This window comes from Micromonospora sp. WMMD956 (assembly GCF_029626125.1).
Taxonomy (GTDB): domain Bacteria; phylum Actinomycetota; class Actinomycetes; order Mycobacteriales; family Micromonosporaceae; genus Micromonospora; species Micromonospora carbonacea.
In genome coordinates this window covers 426,822-446,807 of the sequence record NZ_JARUBI010000005.1, presented here as the reverse complement: position 1 = coordinate 446,807, position 19,986 = coordinate 426,822, and the positions used below count along the sequence as shown (strand labels likewise).

The following is a 19,986-nucleotide window of genomic DNA, read 5'->3' as shown; positions in this document are numbered from 1 at the left end:
CGGTCAGGCGGGCGTGGCGGTGGCGGCGCGCAGCTCGCCGAACGCCGCGCCCAGCGTCTCGGCGGTGAAGTGGGCGTTGAGCCCGCTCGGGTTGGGCAGCACCCACAGCCGGGCGTCGCCGAGCAGCTCCGGCTGCGGCCCGAAGGCCGCCTTCGGCCGGCCGAACCCGATCCGGTACGCGGTCACCCCGACCACCGCCACCCACGCCGGCCGGTGCCGGCGCACCTTCGCCGTCAGGATCCGCGCGCCCTCGACCAGCTCCGCTGGGGTCAGCTCGTCGGCGCGGGCGCTGGCCCGCGCCACCATGTTGGTGATGCCCAGCCCGTACCCGGGCAGCGCGTCCTGCTCGCTCGGGTGCAGCTGGCGGGGGGTGAAGCCGCCGCGGTGCAGGGCCGGCCAGAACCGGTTGCCCGGCCGGGCGAAGTGCCAGCCGGTGGCCGCCGACCACAGCCCTGGGTTGATCCCGACGAAGAGCACGGTCAGCCCCGGCCCGGTGACGTCCGGGATGGTCCGCTCCGCCGCCGCGGCCAGCTCCGCGCGCGTCGGCCGACGCTGACGGTCCGCCTTCGCGGTAGCCATCACAGGCCGCGCAGCGCGCCGCCGTCGACCGGGAGGGTGATCCCGGTCAGGTAGCCGGCGGCGGGGGAGAGGACGAACGCGGCGACCCGGCCGAACTCGGCGGGCTCGCCGATGCGCCGCAACGGGATGCCCGCCTCGGCCTCGGCCCGGGCCCGCTCGGGGTCGCCGGAGGCGGCCAGGAGCTGCCGGTTGCGGTCGGTCATGATCCGGCCCGGGAGCAGCCCGAGCACCCGCACGCCGCGCGGGCCGTACTCGTCGGCCATGTCCTTGGCCACCCCGGCCAGGCCGGGGCGCAGCCCGTTGGAGATGCCCAGCCCGGCCAGCGGGCTGCGGGCCGAGGTGGACAGGACCAGCCCGATCGCGCCGCCGTCGGTCAGCGCCTCGGCGACCGTGCGGGCGGTGCGGACGGTGCCGAGGAAGACGGTCTCGAAGGACTCCCGCCACTGCGCGTCGGTCGTCCCCGCCGCGGTGCCCGGCGGCGGCCCGCCGACGGAGACCAGCGCGCCGTCGAGCCGGCCGAACTGCTCCCGGGCGGCGGCGACCAGCCGCTGGGGGGTGGCCGGGTCGCTCAGGTCGCCGGCCAGCCCGATCGCCCGTTCGGGGCCGCCGAGCCGCCGTACCGCCTCGGCCACCTGCTCGGGGGCCCGGGCAGAGACGACCACCCGCGCCCCGTCGGCGACGAGGCACTCGGCGGTGGCGAAGCCCAACCCCCGGGAGGCCCCGGTCAGCACGTACACCCGGTCGGTGAGTCCCAGATCCATGCGCCGATCCTGCCGTACGCCGGGGGGAGCGGCCACCGGTGGGCCGGGCGCTTGCCGGTGAACCGGGCGGTTAACGGCGGGCCGGGCGCAGCAGGCGTACCCGGCCGACGAGCCGCACCGCGACGGCGCCGCCGGCACGGGCCAGGGCCGGCAGGCGGCGCGGTCGCGGCGGCGTCGCGCCGTCGTAGCGGCTGGCCGCCTCCCGCACCGCCAGCTCCTCCGCGCCCAGCGGCGGCAGCTCGCCCCGGCGGTGCAGCTCGCGGGCCAGGTCCCAGCCGTCGCGCAGCGAGCCGTTGGTGGGGCGGCCGTCGGCCCAGCCGGCGAACGTCGCCGGCCAGGCGTCGCCGAGGCCGGCGGCGAGCAGCGGCCAGTGCCGGGCCACGTCGCCGGCCCGCTTGCGCAGCAGGGCGCGCCGGGCGGCGTCGACGGGGGCCGGGGCGAACCCGGGCGGCAGCGGCCCGCCCGCGACCAGCGCCGCCACCAGCTCCGCCTGGCGGGCGGCCAGGTCGCCGCCGCCCCCGGGCGCGCTCATGTCACCGCCGGAACCGGGCGTGCTCGCGCCGCCGCCGGCACGGAGTGTGCTCATGTCACCGCCGGCACCGGGCGCGCCCGCCTCACCATCGGCCCCCGGCGCGCTCACGTCACCGCCGGGTGTCCGGACGCCGCGGCGATCGCGTCCAGCTCGGCCCGCAGCGCCGGCGCGGGCGGCCAGCGGCCGTCGCGTTCCAGCAGCAGCGCGGGCGGGCGGTGCCGGGCGCACAGCTCGCCGATCAGGTCGAGCACGGCCGGTGGCACCGGGTCGGTGTGCGTGTCGTGGTAGAAGCCGCCCTGCTCGGCGCCCCCGGCGACGTGCACGTAGGCCACCCGGTCCAGCGGCAGCCGGTCCAGCAGGGCGAGCGGGTCGGTGCCCCGGTTGCGGGCGTTGGCGTGCACGTTGGCGACGTCCAGCAGCAGCGTCGCGCCGGTCGCGTCGAGGATCTCGGTGAGGAAGTCCGCCTCGTCCAGCTCGTCGTCGGGCCAGTCGAACAGCGCCGCGATCGGCTCCAGGGCCAGCGGCACCGGCAGGTCGGCCTGGGCCCGGCGCACGTTGGCCACCACCGCGGCCACGGCCTCCCGGCTGCGCGGCAGCGGCAGCAGGTGCCCGGCCTCCAGGCCGCCGGCCCGCACGAACGCGATGTGCTCGCTGACCAGCGGCGCGCCGACCAGCTCGGCCACCCGTGCGAGGTGGGCCACCCGGGCCGGGTCGACCGGCTCCGCGCCGCCGAGGGAGAGCTTCACCCCGTGCGGTACGACGGTGACGCCGCGCTCGACAAGCGTGACGAGGCCGGGCGGCGGCGGCCCGTGCGGGGCGACGGCCTCGGCCACCACCTCGACGAACCGCAGCCCCGGCAGCTCGGCCACGAACCCGGCGATCTCGGGCCGCCAGCCGATGCCGACGCCGGTGGGACCCGCGCCGGTCATCCGCCGCAGCCCCCGCCGCCGCAGCCCCCGCCCCCGCCGCAGGAGCTGCCCCCGCTGCACGAGCTGCTGCTGCCCGACGAGCCGCCCCCGCCGACCCAGGAGCTGCCGGTGCCGGCCAGCGCCTGCCGCTGGATCTCGGCCTGCTCGGCGAAGCCCGGATCCATGGCCCACAGCGTGGCGGTGCCGAACAGGGCGACGCCCATCGCCGCGCCGGCCGCCCCGTAGGTCGCGTACGCCGGGCCGGCGGCGGGGGCGAGGTGCACGTTCTTGCGGCGCAGCTCGTGCAGGGCGCGGTCGGCGGCGCGGGTCCGCCGCGGCACGCGGGCGATCAGCGCGGAGGCGATAGCCAGGGGGATCACGGCGACCACCAGGAAACCGACCGGACGGTTGTTGGACAGCCCGGCGACGATCCGGAACAGGCCGAGCACGACGAGGCCGAACAGCAGGTACGACCCGCGCCGGGCCGCGTGGCGCTGGGCGGCGGTCAGCGCCAGGCCCTGCTGCTCCAGGCCCTGACGCAGTTGGTCGAGGGCCTGCGCGACCCAGCGGTCGCGGCCCAGCTCGCGGGCGTACAGACCCTGGTTGGCGGCGTGGTGGACCGCCCGGTCCAGGGGGGTGACCCCCGCCGGCAGGGGGCCGCCGACGGCGAGCCGCCGGTCGGCGCGGACGCCGACGACGCCGGTGCCGCGCAGGCCGCCCAGCGAAGTCCAGACCGCGAGCTGGTCGCCCCCGTTGAGGTAGGCCACCTGCTGGGGGCCGAGCTTGCGCTTGCGGACGTTCGGAGGGCCGGCGAGGACCCGCTGCCGGTGGAGGATCGCGCCGATCACGACGACGAGGCCGGCCAACAGGTAGAAACCGAGGAAGGTGGGTCCGGGGATGCCCCAGGTGTCACCGGGCGCCGCGAGGACTCTCATGCTGCTGCTCCTGTCGCGCGAGGGGGTCGCGGGCCCATTGTGGGGCAGGCCCGCCACGCGGCCGTCAACGGCGGCGCACGGCCTCCTCGACCAGGTCGAGCACCGGGCCGAGGTCGCCGGCCGGGCGACCCATCGCCAGGTGCAGCACCAGGCCGTCGTAGGCGAGTTCGAGGAACCGGGCCAGCACGTCGATGGGCACGTCCTCGCGGAGCACCCCGGCGTCCCGCTGCCTTGCCAGCCGGTCCCGGGTGGCCTCGGCGATGGCGGCGGAGCGTTCCGCCCAGCGGCGCGCGAACGCCGGGTCGGTGCGCAGCCGCCGCGAGACCTCCAGCTGACTGCCCAGCCAGCCGGTCGTGTCGGGGGAGACGGCGCGGGCGAGCAGGTCCCGCATCACCTGGACCAGGCCGTTGCGGGCGACCGTCTCCACCATGGCCGCCGCGTCGTCCTCGGCGACGGCGAGGAACAGCGAGTCCTTGTCCCGGAAGTGGTGGAAGATCGCGCCCCGGGACAGGCCGGTGGCCTCCTCCAGCCGTCGCACCGTGGCGCCCTCGTAGCCGTGCCGGGCGAAACAGGCCCGCGCCGCGGCGAGGATCTCCTGCCGGCGGGCGTCGAGCTGGTCCTGACTTACTCTGGGCACGGCACGATCGTGTCAGGTGGCCCGCCGGCATGCAAACCGTACGTACGGCTTGTAACGTGCCGGCAACGTGCCCCGCCCCCGGGCCGCGAACTCCGATCCGGCGCTGGCCACGAGCGGTGTCGGCGGGGCCCCGATGGGTGATCGGCCGACGGGTGGCCGGCTACCATCGCCCGGTGACGCCGTGCCTGCCGGCCCTGTCGGCCGGCGGCCCGTCTCCCTTAAGGTGCCCGAGTGCCGCTGCTCCTGCTGGATCTGGACAACACCCTGCTCGACCGGGCCGGGTCGTTCCGTGCCTGGGGTGAGCGCTTCCTGGACGGCATCGGCGCGCCGGCCACCGACATCGACTGGCTGGTGTCGATCGACGCCGACGGACTGACCGACCGGTGGGACGTGGCGGACGCGATCCGCGACCGGTACGGGCTGCTCATCTCCTCGCTGGACCTGGTGGAGGAACTGCACGACGGGGTGGTGGCCAACACCCGGCTCGACCCGCTGGTGGCCTGCGCCCTGCGGATCGCCGACGACGCCGGCTGGGTGCCGGTGGTGGTGAGCAACGGCAGCGTCCGCCAGCAGGACGCGAAGATCCGCCGCACCGGCCTGGACCGGTACGTGGCCGACTGGGTGATCTCCGAGGAGGCCGGGGTCAGCAAGCCCAACCCGAGGATCTTCGCGCTGGCGGCCCGGCGGGTCCGGATGCCGCTGCGCGGCGCGTGGGTGGTGGGGGACAGCCCGGAGGCCGACATCGGCGGGGCGGCCGCCGTGGGCCTGCCCAGCGTCTGGCTGCACCGGGGCCGCCCCTGGACGGACACCCGCTTCGCCCCCACCTTCACCGTCGACGGCCTCATCGCCGCCGTAGCCACCGTCCTCGCCGCCTGACCCCGCCCCCGACCGGAGCCCCTGCCCCCGGCGCGGGACGGGCGGGGTGGGAGCGGGGGTTAATCGGTTGCCGGGGGCTGGGGGTGTGGTTCAGCATGGTGCCGCGCATCGGGCGTAGCCGGGTGGTCCCGGTCGAGGAGGGGAGGTCGGTCATGGCCGTCTTCGCAGGGATCTTCCACCTGCCTACACCAGCCTCGATCAAGGGATCACCAGCACAGTGCGTGACGACGACTTCCCGGCGCGCGGGCGCCATGGCCGCGGCAAGAGCCGCTTCGACGACGACGAACCCCACTTCCTGAAGCGTGGCCGGCCCGCCGAGCCGGTCCTGACCGACCCGGACCCGGAGGCGGGCCCGGACGACGACGCCCCCGGCGGCGACGCCTGGTCCACCTGGGACCAGGCCGTGCACGGCCCCGAGCCGCACCCCGGCTGGCTGGTCACCGAGCTGGCCGCCCGGGACACCGACCTCGGGGTGCTCAAGACCGGCAAGGAGGCGGACGTCCACCTGCTCCGCCGGGCCGTGCCGGACACCGACCGGTCCTGCCTGCTGGCGGTCAAGCGCTACCGCGACGCCCAGCACCGGCTGTTCCACCGCGACGCCGGCTACCTAGAGGGCCGCCGGGTGCGCCGTTCCCGGGAGAACCGGGCGATGGCCGGGCGCACCGCCTTCGGCCGGCAGATGATCGCCGGGCAGTGGGCCGCCGCCGAGTTCGCCGCCCTCTCCCGGCTCTGGGAGATCGGCGCCGAGCACGGCCGGATCGCCGTGCCGTACCCCGTGCAGCTGCTCGGCACCGAGCTGATGCTGGAGTTCGTCGGCGACCCCGACGAGGGGCTGGCCGCGCCGCGGCTGGCCCAGTGCCGGCCCGAGCCGGCCGAGCTGCGCTCGCTGTGGGAGCAACTGGTCGACGCCCTGGTGGTGCTCGCCCGGGCCGGCTTCGCCCACGGCGACCTGTCGCCGTACAACCTGCTGGTGCACGCGGGGCGGCTGGTCATGATCGACCTGCCGCAGGTGGTCGACGTGGTGGCCAACCCGCAGGGCCCCGAGTTCCTGGCCCGCGACGTGCGGGTGGTGGGGGCCTGGTTCACCTCGCGCGGCCTGCCGGCCGGCGACACCGACCCGGCGGCGCTGACCGCGCTGCTGCTGCGCGAGGCCGGCATCCGCTGAGCCACCCGCGTGGGTGCCGGGCCCGGCACCCACGCCGGGGCGGGAGCCTGGGGCCGGGGGCGGTCGGCGACAGCCGGCCGCCCCCGCCGTCACTGGAGGTAGCGCTCCACCTCCGGGACCGGGCGTACGCCCTGGGCCTCGGGGTCGCCGTGGGCCTGGCGGGCGGCCCGCCGCCGGCGCAGCAGGTCCCAGCACTGGTCCAGGGACTCCTCCAACGCGCGCAGCCGGTCCTGCTCGTCGGCGGTGCCGGACTCCTTCGTCTGCGCGGCCGCGCGGAGCCGGTGCTCCTCGTCGACCAGTTCGGAGATCCGGTTCAGGATGGTCTTGTCGTCCATGCCCCTGAGCCTGGCACAGCGGGTCGGGTCGCGCCCGCTTCTCCCGCGCGTCGGGCCGGCGGACGGGGTCGCGGACGCCGGAACGCTGCGGTAGGTTGCCACGCGATGACGCCGACCGTGCGGCCGTTCGCCGACGCCGATGCCGACGCCGTGTCCGGGGTGTTGCGGGCGGGGCTGCCGCACCTGCTGGCCACGCCGGAGCTGCTGCGCTGGCAGGTCGCCCGGGCGCAGACCCCCGAGCGGTTCGGCGCGCTGGTGGCCGAGGTCGACGGGGTGCCGGTCGGGGTGGCCCGCACCGGGCTGCTGCACGAGAGCGCGGAGCCGGGGCGGGGCTTCGTCAACCTGACGGTGCGGCCCGACCGACGCGGCCGGGGCGCGGGTTCGGCCCTGCTCGCCGCCGCCGAACAGCGGCTCGTGGGGCTCGGCGCGACCACGGCGTACGCGATGGTCGACGACACCCCGGCGGACCTGGCCTTCGCCGAGCGGCACGGCTACCGGCGGGGCCGGCGGTCCCTGCTGCTGCGGTGCGACCTGTCCGTGCCGCCGCCGCCCCCGGCCCCCGGGCCCGGAGTGCGGCTGCTCGCCGCCGCCGACCTGCCCGACCCGCGCGCGCTCTACGCGGCCGACCTGGACGTCTCGCGCGACGAGCCGGGCGAGGTCGGCATGGACGAGATCGCGTACGCGGACTGGCTGGCGGCCTACTGGCACCGCCCGGACCTGGACCGGGAGCTGACCACGGTGGCCGTGGCGGACGGCGAGGTGGTCGCGTTCACGGTGGGGCTGACCGACGGCCGCCACGACCACCGGTGCGGGATGACCGGCACCCGTCGGCCGCATCGCCGGCGGGGCCTGGCCCGACTGGTCAAGCAGGCCGCCCTGCGGCGGGCGGCGGCGGCCGGGTTCCGGCACTCGGTGACCGTGAACGACGCCGGCAACGCGGCGATGCTCGGCCTCAACGAGACGCTCGGTTACCGGCCGGTTGCGGCACAGTGGCGCTACCGGCGGGATCTGCCCAGCTAGCAGGCCCGCGGCGGGTCCCTTGTGGCGCGGGGAATTTCGCCCGCGAAAATTATTCCTCTCTCCCCTGGAGAAGTTGACCTGCTCAATGGCATGCTCGGGCGGGACCGTTACTTTCCACGGTCGTTCCGCGACGCACAGTTGACCAGGGGAGTGCACCACACGTGGTAACCCCACACCCGGCCCCCACCAGTGCTCGGCGGGCGAGATCCGTTCCGCTCCGGCACATCGCGCCCGGCCTGCTCCGCGACCCCGTCCGCGCCCTCGTCGGGTTCGGCGAGCGGGCCGGCGGCGAGGTGGTCCGGCTCAACGTCGGCGCGTTCCGGCCCTACCTGGTGACCGATCCCGACCACGTGCAGCAGGTGCTGGGCGACCGCGCCGACAACTTCGGCCGGGCCGGCGACGGCGCGTTCTGGGGCCCGCTGCGCCGGCTGTTCGGCGACGGCATCCTCGGCGACGGTCCCGTGTGGTCGGACAGCCGGCGCATCCTCCAGCCGCTGTTCACCGCCCGGCGGGTCGAGTCGGTGCTGCCCCGGCTGGCCGCCACGATCGTCGACGCGGTCGCCGAGCTGGACGCGCCGGCCCGCGCCGGCCGACCCGTCGACATCGGTGCCGAGCAGGCCCGGATCGTGTGCCGGGCCGTCATGGAGACGTTCTTCGGCGACCGGATCTCGGCCGCCGACGCGCTGCGCGTCATCCAGGCCCAGGACGCGATCGCCACCTCGGTGATCCCCCGGGTGCTGGTGCCGTTCGCCCCGCTCGCGCTGCCGATGCCCGGCGACCGGGCGTTCCGCGACGCCGCCCGGCGCATCGACGAGGTGCTGACGCCGGCCGTCCGGGCGGCGCGGGGCAGCGACGGCGACGACGTCATCGCGACGCTGTGGCGGGGCAGCACCGCCGACGGCCGGCCGCTGGACGAGCGGCAGGTCCGCAACGACACCGTCGCCATGGTCGCCGTGACCACCGAGACCACCGTCAACGTGCTGACCTGGCTCTGGCCGCACCTGGCACGTGCGCCCCGGGTCGCAGCCCGGTTGCAGGAGGAGATCGACTCGGTGGCGGGCGGCCACCCGGTCGGCCCCGAGCACCTGCCGCGGCTGCGCTACACCCGGATGGTGCTCGACGAGCTGGTCCGGCTCTACCCGGTGGGCTGGCTGGCGCCCCGGCAGGTGCTGCGGCCGACGGTGCTCGGCGGCGTGCGCCTGCCGGCCGGCGCGACGCTGCTGGTCAGCCCGCTGGTCACCCAGCGGCTCGCCCGCCACTGGGACGACCCCGACGCCTTCGACCCGGACCGGTTCACCCCGGAGCGGGCCCGGTCCCGGCACCGCTACGCGTACTTCCCCTTCGGCGGCGGCCCGCACCAGTGCCTGGGGATGCACCTGTTCCATCTGGAGGCGCAGCTCATCGTGGCGAACCTGTTGGCCCGCTACCGGCTGCGGGTGCGCAGCCCCCGGCTGCCCGCCGTGCGGCTCGCCGCCGCGCTGCGCCCGCGCGACCGCGTGGAGCTGGACGTGCTCCCCGCCCACGCCGGGATCGTCGCGTGAACGTCGTCACGCCACCGTCCACGGTGCTGCCCGACCAGCTCTCCGTCGCCGCCGAGCAGGGCCGCATCTGCGCGCTCGCCGCGCAGGGGCAGCGCGACCTGCAACGGCACGCGGACCGCTACCCGGACCTCTTCGCCGGCCGGGCCTTCGACGCCACGCTGTTCAGCAGCATCGCCCTGGCCATCGCCTTCGGCGCGCCCTGGTGCACGGCCGAGCAGCTGCGGGTGACCAACCGGATGGTGCTCTGGGGCTTCGCCCTCGACTGGCGGATCGACTGTCTGGCGACGTCCCGGGCGGACGTCGACCGAGTGGTCGCCGGGGCCCTCGCGGTCGCCGAGGGGGCCAGCCCCGACGCCGACGACCCGCTCGGCCGCCTGCTCGCCGGGCTCCGCGACGACCTCGCGGCGGTCCCCGCCTTCGCCGAGTTGGGCGACGCCTGGCGCGCGGCGGTGCGCCGCACCGTGACGGCGATGGCCCGGGAGTGGGACTGGAAGACCGCCCGGGACCGCGACGGCGCGCCGCTGCCCGGCTTCACCGAATACCTCGCCAACGCCGACAATCTCGCCTGCACCGTGGTGAACGTCGCGCACTGGATCTCCACGGGCGACGCGGAGACCCACCGGCGGCTGGACCGGCTGGTGACCGTCAGCGACGAGGTGCAGCGGGTGCTCCGGCTCGTCAACGACCTCGCCACCTACGAGCGGGACCTCGAATGGGGCGACCTGAACGCGCTACTGCTGGTCGACGACCGCGCCGAGGTCGACCAGCGGATCGTGGAGCTGGTCGAGCGGTGCACCGAGCTGCTGGCCCCGCTGTCGGGCGGCTGCCCGCTCCAGGCGGCGTACCTGGCCCGGCAGATCGGGTTCAGCAGCGGCTTCTACCGCTCCGCCGACTTCTGGGGGTCGCGGTGACGATCTGCCGGGGGCAGCGGTGACGCTCGTCCGGCAGCGGACGGCCGCCTGCGGCCGGGCCGACCGGCCGACCCGTGACCCGGAGTCCGCCGCGGACGCCCGCGAGCTGGTCGCCGCGATGACCCTCACCCCGGGCGGGCAGTCCTCCGCCTCGGTCTACGAGACGGCGCGCCTGGTCAGCCTCGCGCCGTGGCTGACGCACCACGCCGAGCGGGTCGCGTACCTGCTCGCGGGCCAGCGCCCCGACGGCGGGTGGGGCGGCCCGCAGGGGTACGCCCTGGTGCCGACGCTGAGCGCCACCGAGGCGCTGCTGACCGCGCTGCGCCGGGGCGACGCCGACGGGCTCGCGGGTGCCCGGGCCGCCGAGCGGCTGGGCCGGGCCGTCGACGGCGGGCTGCGCATCCTCCACCGGTGGCTCGCCGGCCCGACCCCGTTCTCCGCGCCCGACCTGCCGGCCGCCGACCTGACGGTCCCGTCGCTGGTCGGCGCGGTCGCCGCGCACCTCGACGCGGTGCGCGCCGACCCGCCGCCCGGCCTCGCCGCCTGGCGCGACGCCGGCCCGCTGCCCCTGCCGTCGGGGCTGGACGGCACCCGGCTCGGCCGGGTCCGCGCGCTGGTCGCCTCCGGTGGCCCGCTGCCGGTGAAGCTGCTGCACGCCCTGGAGGTGGCCGGGCCGGCGGCCCGGCGGGCCGCCGGGGTGACCCCGGTGGGGCCCGGCACCGTGGGCGCGTCCCCGGCGGCGACGGCCGCCTGGCTCGGCGGGCCCGGTCCGGGGCCCGACGCCGCCGCCGCGGTGTCCTACCTGGAGGACGTCGCCCGCCAGCAGGGCGGCCCGGTGCCGTGCGCGACCGGGATCACCGTCTTCGAACGGGCCTGGTCGCTGAGCACCCTGAGCCGGGCGGGCCTGACGCCGCCCGTGCCGCCCCGGCTGCTCGCCGGGCTCGCGGCCACCGTCGGCCCCGCCGGCACCGCCACCGCGCCCGGCCTGCCCGCCGACGCCGACACCACGGCGGTGACCCTCTACGCGCTGGCCCGCCTCGGCCGCCCGGTCGACCCGGCGAGCCTCTGGGGGTACGACACGGGCGAGCACTTCTGCACCTGGCCGGGGGAGGACGGCGCGTCGGTCACCACCAACGCCCACGTGCTCGACGCGTTCGGCTGGCACCTGGCCCACCACGCGCCGGCCGACGCCCGGCTCACCGCCGTGACGCGGCGGCTCACCCGCTGGCTCACCGACCGGCAGTCGTCCGACGGGGCGTGGACCGACCGCTGGCACGCCTCGCCGTTCTACGCCACGAGCTGCGTGGTGCTCGCCCTCGCCGGCCACGGCCGGGGCGCGGCGGCCGTGGGCGCGGTGAGCCGGGCCGCCGACTGGGTGCTCGCCGGGCAGCGCGCCGACGGCTCCTGGGGACGGTGGGGCGGCACCGTCGAGGAGACCGCCTACGCGGTGCAGGTCCTGCGCGCCGCCCGGTCCGCCGCGCCGGCCGGCGTCGAGGCGGCGTTGGGGCGGGCGCGACGCTACCTGTCCACCATGGAGGGCCGCGACGGCGCGCCCGCGCTCTGGCACGACAAGGACCTCTACCGCCCCGTCCTGATCGTCCGCGCCACCGTCGCCGCGGCCCGTCATCTCCTCCGCGCCGGGGCCTCCGGTGACGCCTGCACCGGGCCCGGGTACGGCAGGGCCCCCCTGATCAGTGCCGCTTGAGTGAACAAACCGACACTGCTAGCGTGCGCGCGTGGTCGACGGTGTACCGGCCACACGCGCTCCGGCAGCCCCCCGAACAGCCGGCCAGGACGGTGTGATGCGTTCCCGCAGTACGAATCTCCGTACGAAAATCGTCGCTCTGCTGGTGTCGCTCGTCGCGCTCTGGGCCTTCGCGGCATGGGTGACCCTGCGGGACGGCGCCAACCTGCTCGGGGTGCAGGCGCTCAACGAGTCGGTGTCCGAGCCGAGCGAGGCGCTGGTGCTCCAGCTCCAGCGGGAACGGAAACTGTCGCTGGCCTACCTGGGGCGGCCGGACGAGCCGCGTCGGGAGGCGCTCGGGGCGGAACGGCGGCGCACGGACGAGCTGGCGTCGACGTTCCGCGAGTCGTCCACCAGCTGGCGCGCCACCGTCGCCGCCAGCGACACGCTGGAGCAGCGCCTCGACGCGGCGTACGGGCAGTTGTCCCGGCTGGGCGAGACCCGCTCGGGGGTGGACGCCCGCAGCGTCGACCGGTCGTCGACCCTCGCCGCGTACGGGCAGGTGGTCCGGTCCATCTTCGACGTCTACTCGGCCCTCGGCCTCCTCGACGACCAGCAGGTCGGCGAGGACACCACCGCCCTGATCGAGCTCAACCGCGCCCGTGAGCTGCTGTCCCAGGAGGACGCCATGCTCACCGGCGCGCTCTCGGCGGGGCGGATGACCACGGTGGAGCGGTCCCAGCTCGCCCAGCTCATCGGCGCGCAGCGGTTCGCGGCCGACCTGGCGGTGAGCCGGCTGCCCGCCGCCGACCGGGAACGCTACGACGCGATGGTCGGCAGCGAGGCGTTCGAGAAGCTGCGCGACCTGGAGGACAGCATCCTGGAGGGCCGGGGCGTCGACCCCCGGCTGGGCTTCGAGGCCGCCGACTGGGACGCGGCGGTGGCGCCCGCGCTGGCCAAGTGGAGCGAGGTCGTGATCGCCGGCGGCGACGACGTGGTCGAGCGGGCCACCCCGGTCGCCGTCACGGTGATCATCCGCCTGGTGCTCGCCACGGGCCTGGGCCTGCTCGCCGTCGTCGCGTCGATCATCGTGTCGATCACCACCGCCCGGGCGCTGCTGCGGCAGTTGGAGCGGCTGCGCGACGCGGCGTTCACCCTGGCCAACGACCGCCTGCCCAGCGTGGTGGAGCGGCTCGGTCACGGCGAGGACGTCGACGTCGCCCGGGAGGCCCCGCCGCTGGAGTTCGGCGACGACGAGGTCGGCCAGGTGGGCAAGGCGTTCAACGCGGTCCAGGAGACCGCGCTGCGCACCGCCGTCGAGCAGGCGGAGCTGCGCCGCAACGTCCGCGAGGTCTTCCTCAGCCTGGCCCGGCGCACGCAGGCGCTGGTGCACCGCCAGCTCACCCTGCTCGACGCGATGGAGCGCCGCGAGCAGGACGCCGAGGAGCTGGAGGACCTGTTCCGGGTCGACCACCTGGCCACCCGGATGCGGCGCAACGCCGAGAACCTGATCGTGCTCTCCGGCTCCACGCCGGGCCGGGCCTGGCGGCGCAACGTCCCGATGGTCGACGTGGTCCGCGGCGCGGTCGCCGAGGTGGAGGACTACACCCGGGTCAACGTGTTGCCGCTGGGCGACGTCTCGCTGGCGGGCCGGGCGGTCGGCGACATCATCCACCTGCTGGCCGAGCTGATCGAGAACGGCCTGTCGTTCTCGCCGCCGCACACCACGGTGGAGGTGCGCGGTCAGGCGGTGGCCAACGGGTTCGTCATCGAGATCGAGGACCGGGGCCTCGGCATGAGCGAGGAGGACCTCGCCGCCGCGAACCACCGCATCGTGGACCGCTCCGAGCTCAACCTGGCCAACGCCGCCCGGCTCGGCCTGTACGTCGTCAGCCGCCTCACCGACCGGCACGGCGTGCGGGTGCGGCTGAAGGAGTCGGCGTACGGGGGCACCACCGCGGTCGTGCTGATCCCGGCGGAGCTGGTGACCGGCTCCGACGGGGACGGCGGCCCCGGGCGCACCGGCCGGACCGATCCGAGCACGCCGGTCGTGCCGGCCCGGCCGGGCCCGTCGGGCGACCGGCCGGCGGCCCGCCCGGCCACGCCGGTGGCCCTGGCGGAGGCCCCGACGGCCCCGCCCGCCGAGCCGCCCGTCGCGGACGACGGCACGCCGGGCCTGCCCACCCGCGCGCGGCCCCGCACCGACCCAACTCCCGCGACGACTCATCCCACGCCGCCCGTCCCGCCGGCACCGGCCGTCCCGGGCGGGGAGACCGAGCTGCCGGTACGCCCCCGGCGTCCCGCCGGGCTGTCGGCGCTGGACGCGCCGACCGTGCCGACCGGCCTGCCGATCACCGCGCCCCGGCCCGCGAGCGGTGGCGCGGCACCGGGCTCCACCGCGGAGCGGGCGGAGCCGGCCGGCGGGCCCGACGGGGCCACCGTGGACGGCGAGACCACGCCCGAGGCCCCGGCCCCCGCCCCGGCGTCCACGCCGGTGCAGCGGACCGGCTCCGGGCTGCCGGTGCGCGTGCGCCAGGCCAACATCGTGCCGGAGCTGCGCGAGGATCCGGCCGCGCAGCCCGACGACGAGGAGGACACGGTCCGGGTGCCGGAGCAGGTCCTCAAGATGATGAGTTCCTACCAGCGCGGCACCCGACGGGGCCGCACCGACGCGGCCCGCCTGCTCGGTGGGGCCGGCGGCGCGGACCCCGCCGGCGGTGCCGCCGACGGGCACCCGCGACCTGAGGACGAGCACGAGGCGACCTGAGGACGGCGCGACGATCTGAGAGCGGCGCGGACGACCCGCGCCCGTGGCGGGACGGCAGGTCCCAGACGACAAACGGCGACACCAGCCGGGGGAGAAGAGGACGACGAGTGGGGCAGAAGACGGCTTCGAGCGCCGATCTGACGTGGTTGCTGGACGATCTGGTCGGCCGGGTGAAGCAGGCCGAGCACGCGGTCGCGCTCTCCACAGACGGCCTGCTCATGGCCTCGTCACAGGGCCTGAGCCGGGACGACGGGGAGCACCTCGCCGCGATGGCGGCCGGCATCCAGAGCCTGGCCCGGGGCGCGGGCAAGCGGTTCGGCGGCGGCCAGGTGCAGCAGACGATCATCGAGATGCAGTCGTCGTTCCTGTTCGTCACCGCCGCCGGCCGCAACGCGTGCCTCGCGGTGCTGGCCTCCGAGGACGCCGACGTCGGCCTCATCGCGTACGAGATGGCCATGCTGGTGACCCGGGTCGGCAAGTACGTGGCCTCCCCGACCCGGCTTCCCGAGCAGCCGGTCGGCGAGAAGTAGCCGCGATGACGGTCCCGGGGGAGTCCACGGAGGAACGGTGGGTCGACGACCATGCCGGGCCGGTGGTCCGACCGTACGCGGTGACCGGTGGCCGGGCGCGCCCGGTCACCGGCACGTTCGACCTGATCTCCCTGGTGACGGCCACCCGCTCGGAGGTGTCGCCGGAGGTCGGGCTGGGCCCGGAACACCTGGCCATCGTCGCGCTCTGCCAGCGGATCCAGTCCGTTGCGGAGGTCGCCGCCCACCTGGACCTGCCGGTGGGTACGATCCGGGTTCTGCTCGGCGACCTGATGGCGCGCGACCTCGTGCAGGTACGCGAGCCGCGGACGACTGCGGGCCTTCCCGACGACAGCATCTTCGAGGCGGTTATCAATGGACTACGGGCCCTCTGAGCGGCCGGCGGGAGCCGTGCCGCTGCCCACCGCGATCAAGATCCTGGTCGCGGGCGGCTTCGGCGTCGGCAAGACCACGATGGTCGGTGCGGTCAGCGAGACCCGGCCGTTGCGGACGGAGGAGGTGCTGACGGAGACCGGGGTCGGCATCGACGACCTGTCCGGGGTGGAGGGCAAGACGACCACCACCGTCGCGATGGACTTCGGCCGGATCACGATCAGCGACGACCTGGTGCTCTACCTGTTCGGCACCCCGGGGCAGGACCGGTTCTGGTTCGTCTGGGACGAGCTGGCGCTCGGCGCGCTCGGCGCGGTGGTGCTCGCCGACACCCGACGGCTGGCCGACTGCTTCCCGTCGATCGACTACTTCGAGGGGCGCGGCACCCCGTTCGTGGTCGCGGTGAACTGCTTCGAGGGCGCCCGCCGCTACCGGCTCGACGAGGTGCAGGCCGCGCTCAACCTCGACCCGGGGGTGCCGGTGCTGCTCTGCGACGCGCGGCAGCGGGAGTCGAGCAAGGAGGTGCTCATCACGCTGATGGAGCACGCGCTGAAGATCCGGGAGTCCCGCCGTCGGGCCGCCGGCAACTGACCGCACGCAAGGAAGGGCCCCTTGTTAACAGACGCCTGTTAACAAGGGGCCCTTCCTTGCGCTCAGCTGGCGATCATGCGGCGCAGGACGTACTGGAGGATGCCGCCGTGGCGGTAGTAGTCCGCCTCGCCGGGGGTGTCGATGCGGACCACCGCGTCGAACTCGACGCCGGTGTCGGTGCTGACCTTCACCGTGCGCGGGGTCTCGCCGTCGTTCAGCGCGGTCACCCCGCTGATCGAGAACGTCTCCGTGCCGGTCAGGCCCAGCGACTCGGCGGTGGTGTCCACCGGGAACTGCAACGGCAGGACGCCCATGCCGATCAGGTTCGACCGGTGGATCCGCTCGTACGACTCGGCGACGACCGCCTTCACGCCGAGCAGCATGGTGCCCTTGGCCGCCCAGTCCCGCGACGAGCCCGAACCGTATTCCTTGCCGGCCAGGATGACCAGCGGGACGCCCGCCTCCTGGTAGGCGGTGGAGGCGTCGTAGATGGTGGTCTGCTCGCCGGTCAGGTGGTTGACCGTGAAGCCGCCCTCCACGCCCGGCACGAGCTGGTTGCGCAGCCGGATGTTGGCGAAGGTGCCCCGGATCATCACCTCGTGGTTGCCCCGGCGCGAGCCGTACGAGTTGAACTCGTGGCGCGGCACGCCGTGCTCGGCGAGGTACTTCCCGGCGGGGGAGTCGGCCTTGATCGAGCCGGCGGGGGAGATGTGGTCGGTGGTGACCGAGTCGCCCAGCTTGGCCAGCACCCGCGCGCCGGCGATGTCCTGCACCGGGGCCGGCTCCTGCTGCATGCCCTCGAAGTACGGGGGCTTGCGCACGTAGGTGCTCTCGCCCTCCCAGGCGAACGTGTCGCCCGTCGGGGTCGGCAGCGACTGCCACCGCTCGTCACCGGCGAACACGTCGGCGTACGCGGCGCTGAAGCCGGTCGCGCCGATCGCCTGGGCGATGACGTCCTGGATCTCGGCGCTGTTGGGCCAGATGTCGCGCAGGTAGACGGGCTCGCCCGCGCTGTCCTCGCCGATCGGCTCGTTGGCCAGGTCGATGTCCATCGTGCCGGCCAGCGCGTACGCCACCACCAGCGGCGGGGACGCCAGGTAGTTCATCTTGACGTCCGGGTTGATCCGGCCCTCGAAGTTGCGGTTGCCGGAGAGCACCGAGACGACGGCGAGGTCGCCCTCGTTCACGGCGGCGGAGACCTCCTCCGGCAGCGGGCCGGAGTTGCCGATGCAGGTGGTGCAGCCGTAGCCGACCAGGTTGAAGCCGAGCTTCTCCAGGTAGGGGGTGAGGCCGGCGCGGTCGTAGTAGTCCATGACGACCTTCGAGCCCGGCGCGAGGGTGGTCTTCACCCACGGCTTGCGGGCCAGGCCCTTGTCGACGGCGTTGCGGGCCAGCAGCGCCGCCCCGATCATCACCTGCGGGTTGGAGGTGTTGGTGCAGGAGGTGATCGCGGCGATCACCACCGCGCCGTGGTCGAGCTCGTACTCCACGCCGTCGGCGCCGGTGACGCGCACCGGGTTGCTGGCCCGGCCGCCCGCGCCCACGGCGGCGGTGACCAGGTCGCGCGGCGCGTCGGCCGGGTCGTTGACCCCGTTGGCCGGGGCGTCGCTGGCCGGGAAGGACTCGGCGGACGCCTCGTCGGCCGGGCCGGCGACGCCGAGCGGCTTCTCCTGCTGCGGCACGCCGGGCGTGCGGCCGGCGTCGCCGCCGGTGGCGTCGGCGGCCACGTAGTCGGTCAGCGCCGAGCGGAACAGCGTCTTGGCGCTGCCCAGCGGCACCCGGTCCTGCGGGCGCTTCGGCCCGGCCAGGGACGGCTCGATGGTGCCCAGGTCCAGCTCCAGGCGCTCCGAGTAGTCCGGCTCGGCGGCCGGGTCGTGCCAGAGGCCCTGCTCCTTGGCGTACGCCTCGACGAGCGCCACCTGCTGCGGGTCGCGCCCGGTCAGCTCCAGGTAGCGGACGGTCTCGGCGTCGATCGGGAAGATCGCCACGGTGGAGCCGTACTCCGGCGACATGTTGCCGATGGTGGCCCGGTTGGCCAGCGGCACGGCGCTCACGCCGGGGCCGTAGAACTCGACGAACTTGCCGACGACGCCGTGCTTGCGCAGCATCTCGGTGATGGTGAGCACCAGGTCGGTGGCGGTGGTGCCGGCCGGCATCTCGCCGTGCAGCTTGAAGCCGACGACCCGGGGGATCAGCATGCTGACCGGCTGGCCGAGCATCGCGGCCTCGGCCTCGATGCCGCCGACGCCCCAGCCCAGCACGCCCAGGCCGTTGACCATTGTGGTGTGCGAGTCGGTGCCGACCACGGTGTCCGGGTACGCCTGGCCGCCGCGCTCCATGATCGTGCGGGCCAGGTACTCGATGTTGACCTGGTGCACGATGCCGGTGCCCGGGGGGACGACCTTGAACTCGTTGAACGCGGTCTGGCCCCAGCGCAGGAACTGGTAGCGCTCCTTGTTGCGCTCGTACTCCAGCTCGACGTTGCGCTCGAAGGCGTCCTCACGGCCGAACAGGTCGGCGATGACGGAGTGGTCGATGACCAGCTCGGCGGGCGCGAGGGGGTTGACCTTGGTGGCGTCGCCGCCGAGTTCGCGGACCGCCTCGCGCATGGTGGCCAGGTCGACCACGCAGGGTACGCCCGTGAAGTCCTGCATCAGCACCCGCGCCGGGGTGAACTGGATCTCTACGCTCGGGTCGGCGGCCGCGTCCCAGCCGCCGAGCTGGCGGATGTGGTCGGCGGTGATGTTCGCGCCGTCCTCGGTCCGCAGCAGGTTCTCCAGCAGGATCTTCAGGCTGTAGGGGAGCCGTTCGTGCCCCTCCACCTTACTGATCTTGAAAATCTCGTAGCTCGCGTCTCCGACGCGTAGCTGGGTCTTCGCACCGAAGGTGTCGAGGCTCGCCACGTCGTACTCCTTCACACCAGCGACCGTGAGTAGTCCTGAGCAGTCTGTCGCACCGGCCAGGGCGACGCCCCGGTTAGGTGACACTTACCGCGATTCCCGTTTCAACAAAACCGTACGTCCGTCTTGCTAGTCGCGCAACCTGACGCCAGGCTTCGGGACGCGCCCGCGCCCGCCCGGGTGGCCCGACGGCGAGGGGCCGCCCCGTCCCGGCGGCCCGGGTAGGGTTCGAGGCCGGACCTGAAGGGATGCTCCGTGGTCGACGTACAGCACTGGCTGACCGCGCTGCCCCCGGTCGCGGTCTATCTGATCGTCGCCGGGGTGATCGGCGTGGAGAGCATGGGCGTCCCGCTGCCCGGCGAGATCGTCCTGGTCAGCTCCGCCCTGCTCGCCGCCACCGGCGTCGTGCAACCCGAGTGGGTGGCCGCCGCCGCGGCGTTCGGCGCGATCGTCGGCGACTCCATCGGGTACGCGGTCGGCCGCCGGGGCGGGCGGCCCCTGCTCGCCCGGCTGGGCCGGCGCTTCCCGAAACACCTCGGCCCCGCCCAGCTCGCCCGCGCCGAGCAGAGCTTCGCCCGGCACGGCGTGTGGGCCGTCTTCTTCGGCCGGTTCGTGGCGTTGCTGCGCATCCTCGCCGGCCCCCTGGCCGGCGCGCTGCACGTGCCGTACCGGCGGTTCCTGCTGGCCAACGCGGCCGGCGGCCTGGTCTGGGCCTTCGGCACCACCTACCTGCTCTACAGCGTCGGCCGGGCCGCCGAGCACTGGCTCAAGGACATCTCCTGGGCCGGGCTGGTCCTCGCCGTGCTCGCCGGCCTGGGCAGCACCTGGTGGCTGCGCCGGCGGGCCCGCCGGCTGGAGCAGGCGGACGCGTCCGGCGAGGCCGAGCCGGTCGGCGCGACCACCGGCGACCGCTGACCCGGCCGG

The 19,986-nt window shown here is 75.4% G+C and carries 19 protein-coding genes; 11 read left to right on the top strand and 8 right to left on the bottom strand.

The features are described from left to right. Window positions 1-3: 3 nt before the first annotated feature. From mug to O7628_RS02140, 6 genes are all read right to left on the bottom strand, one after another. Window positions 4-579 (bottom strand): G/U mismatch-specific DNA glycosylase, encoded by a 576-nt coding sequence (gene mug / locus O7628_RS02165; protein WP_278127933.1) that lies wholly within the window; start codon window positions 577-579, stop codon window positions 4-6. Beyond that, complete coding sequence (locus O7628_RS02160) at window positions 579-1,340, bottom strand: SDR family oxidoreductase (protein WP_074474318.1); 762 nt, start codon at window positions 1,338-1,340, stop codon at window positions 579-581. The genes mug and O7628_RS02160 overlap by 1 nt, the downstream gene beginning before the upstream one ends. A gap of 70 nt (window positions 1,341-1,410) precedes the next feature. Next, window positions 1,411-1,872 carry a hypothetical protein gene (locus tag O7628_RS02155; protein ID WP_278136183.1) on the bottom strand — a complete coding sequence of 154 codons (462 nt, stop codon included), beginning with the start codon at window positions 1,870-1,872 and terminating at the stop codon, window positions 1,411-1,413. A gap of 104 nt (window positions 1,873-1,976) precedes the next feature. After that, window positions 1,977-2,801 (bottom strand): DUF692 domain-containing protein, encoded by an 825-nt coding sequence (locus O7628_RS02150; protein ID WP_278127930.1) that lies wholly within the window; start codon window positions 2,799-2,801, stop codon window positions 1,977-1,979. Then, window positions 2,798-3,715: a TIGR04222 domain-containing membrane protein gene (locus O7628_RS02145; RefSeq protein WP_278127928.1), complete on the bottom strand. Its 918-nt coding sequence runs from the start codon at window positions 3,713-3,715 to the stop codon at window positions 2,798-2,800. The genes O7628_RS02150 and O7628_RS02145 overlap by 4 nt, the downstream gene beginning before the upstream one ends. Before the next feature lie 64 nt (window positions 3,716-3,779). Then, window positions 3,780-4,352: a TetR/AcrR family transcriptional regulator gene (locus tag O7628_RS02140; RefSeq protein ID WP_074474316.1), complete on the bottom strand. Its 573-nt coding sequence runs from the start codon at window positions 4,350-4,352 to the stop codon at window positions 3,780-3,782. 231 nt (window positions 4,353-4,583) lie between these two features. On the opposite strand from O7628_RS02140, the gene O7628_RS02135 reads away from it, so the two are divergent. Continuing rightward, a complete protein-coding gene (locus O7628_RS02135; RefSeq protein WP_278127926.1) occupies window positions 4,584-5,228 on the top strand; it encodes an HAD family hydrolase in 645 nt (214 codons plus the stop codon). A 217-nt stretch (window positions 5,229-5,445) separates the two neighbouring features. Continuing rightward, window positions 5,446-6,393: an RIO1 family regulatory kinase/ATPase gene (locus tag O7628_RS02130; protein ID WP_278127925.1), complete on the top strand. Its 948-nt coding sequence runs from the start codon at window positions 5,446-5,448 to the stop codon at window positions 6,391-6,393. Between the two features lie 89 nt (window positions 6,394-6,482). Here O7628_RS02130 and O7628_RS02125 read toward each other — a convergent pair whose 3' ends face one another. Next, complete coding sequence (locus tag O7628_RS02125) at window positions 6,483-6,728, bottom strand: DUF2630 family protein (protein WP_178065742.1); 246 nt, start codon at window positions 6,726-6,728, stop codon at window positions 6,483-6,485. Between the two features lie 105 nt (window positions 6,729-6,833). Here O7628_RS02125 and O7628_RS02120 point away from each other — a divergent pair, with 105 nt between their 5' ends. From O7628_RS02120 to O7628_RS02085, 8 genes are all read left to right on the top strand, one after another. After that, window positions 6,834-7,748, top strand: a complete 915-nt coding sequence (locus O7628_RS02120) for a GNAT family N-acetyltransferase (protein WP_278127922.1) — start codon at window positions 6,834-6,836, stop codon at window positions 7,746-7,748. A gap of 224 nt (window positions 7,749-7,972) precedes the next feature. Next, window positions 7,973-9,289: a cytochrome P450 gene (locus O7628_RS02115; protein ID WP_278136182.1), complete on the top strand. Its 1,317-nt coding sequence runs from the start codon at window positions 7,973-7,975 to the stop codon at window positions 9,287-9,289. Continuing rightward, entirely contained in the window at window positions 9,286-10,200 is a 915-nt protein-coding gene (locus tag O7628_RS02110) for a terpene synthase family protein (RefSeq protein WP_278127920.1), read from the top strand. Before O7628_RS02115 ends, O7628_RS02110 begins: the two co-directional genes overlap by 4 nt. A gap of 19 nt (window positions 10,201-10,219) precedes the next feature. Then, window positions 10,220-11,905 carry a prenyltransferase/squalene oxidase repeat-containing protein gene (locus O7628_RS02105; RefSeq protein ID WP_278127918.1) on the top strand — a complete coding sequence of 562 codons (1,686 nt, stop codon included), beginning with the start codon at window positions 10,220-10,222 and terminating at the stop codon, window positions 11,903-11,905. 97 nt (window positions 11,906-12,002) lie between these two features. Next, complete coding sequence (locus O7628_RS02100; protein ID WP_278127916.1) at window positions 12,003-14,651, top strand: nitrate- and nitrite sensing domain-containing protein; 2,649 nt, start codon at window positions 12,003-12,005, stop codon at window positions 14,649-14,651. 107 nt (window positions 14,652-14,758) lie between these two features. Continuing rightward, window positions 14,759-15,181 carry a roadblock/LC7 domain-containing protein gene (locus O7628_RS02095; RefSeq protein WP_007072006.1) on the top strand — a complete coding sequence of 141 codons (423 nt, stop codon included), beginning with the start codon at window positions 14,759-14,761 and terminating at the stop codon, window positions 15,179-15,181. A gap of 5 nt (window positions 15,182-15,186) precedes the next feature. Next, window positions 15,187-15,573 carry a DUF742 domain-containing protein gene (locus tag O7628_RS02090; RefSeq protein WP_043967572.1) on the top strand — a complete coding sequence of 129 codons (387 nt, stop codon included), beginning with the start codon at window positions 15,187-15,189 and terminating at the stop codon, window positions 15,571-15,573. Next, entirely contained in the window at window positions 15,554-16,162 is a 609-nt protein-coding gene (locus tag O7628_RS02085) for an ATP/GTP-binding protein (RefSeq protein ID WP_074474310.1), read from the top strand. Before O7628_RS02090 ends, O7628_RS02085 begins: the two co-directional genes overlap by 20 nt. Window positions 16,163-16,224: 62 nt before the next feature. Here the strand turns inward: O7628_RS02085 and O7628_RS02080 are convergent, their stop codons facing one another. Beyond that, window positions 16,225-19,080 carry an aconitate hydratase gene (locus O7628_RS02080; RefSeq protein ID WP_278127913.1) on the bottom strand — a complete coding sequence of 952 codons (2,856 nt, stop codon included), beginning with the start codon at window positions 19,078-19,080 and terminating at the stop codon, window positions 16,225-16,227. A 237-nt stretch (window positions 19,081-19,317) separates the two neighbouring features. Between O7628_RS02080 and O7628_RS02075 the strand changes: the two genes are divergently transcribed. Continuing rightward, window positions 19,318-19,977, top strand: coding sequence for a DedA family protein (locus tag O7628_RS02075; RefSeq protein WP_074474308.1), 660 nt, complete (start codon window positions 19,318-19,320; stop codon window positions 19,975-19,977). Window positions 19,978-19,986: the final 9 nt, after the last annotated feature.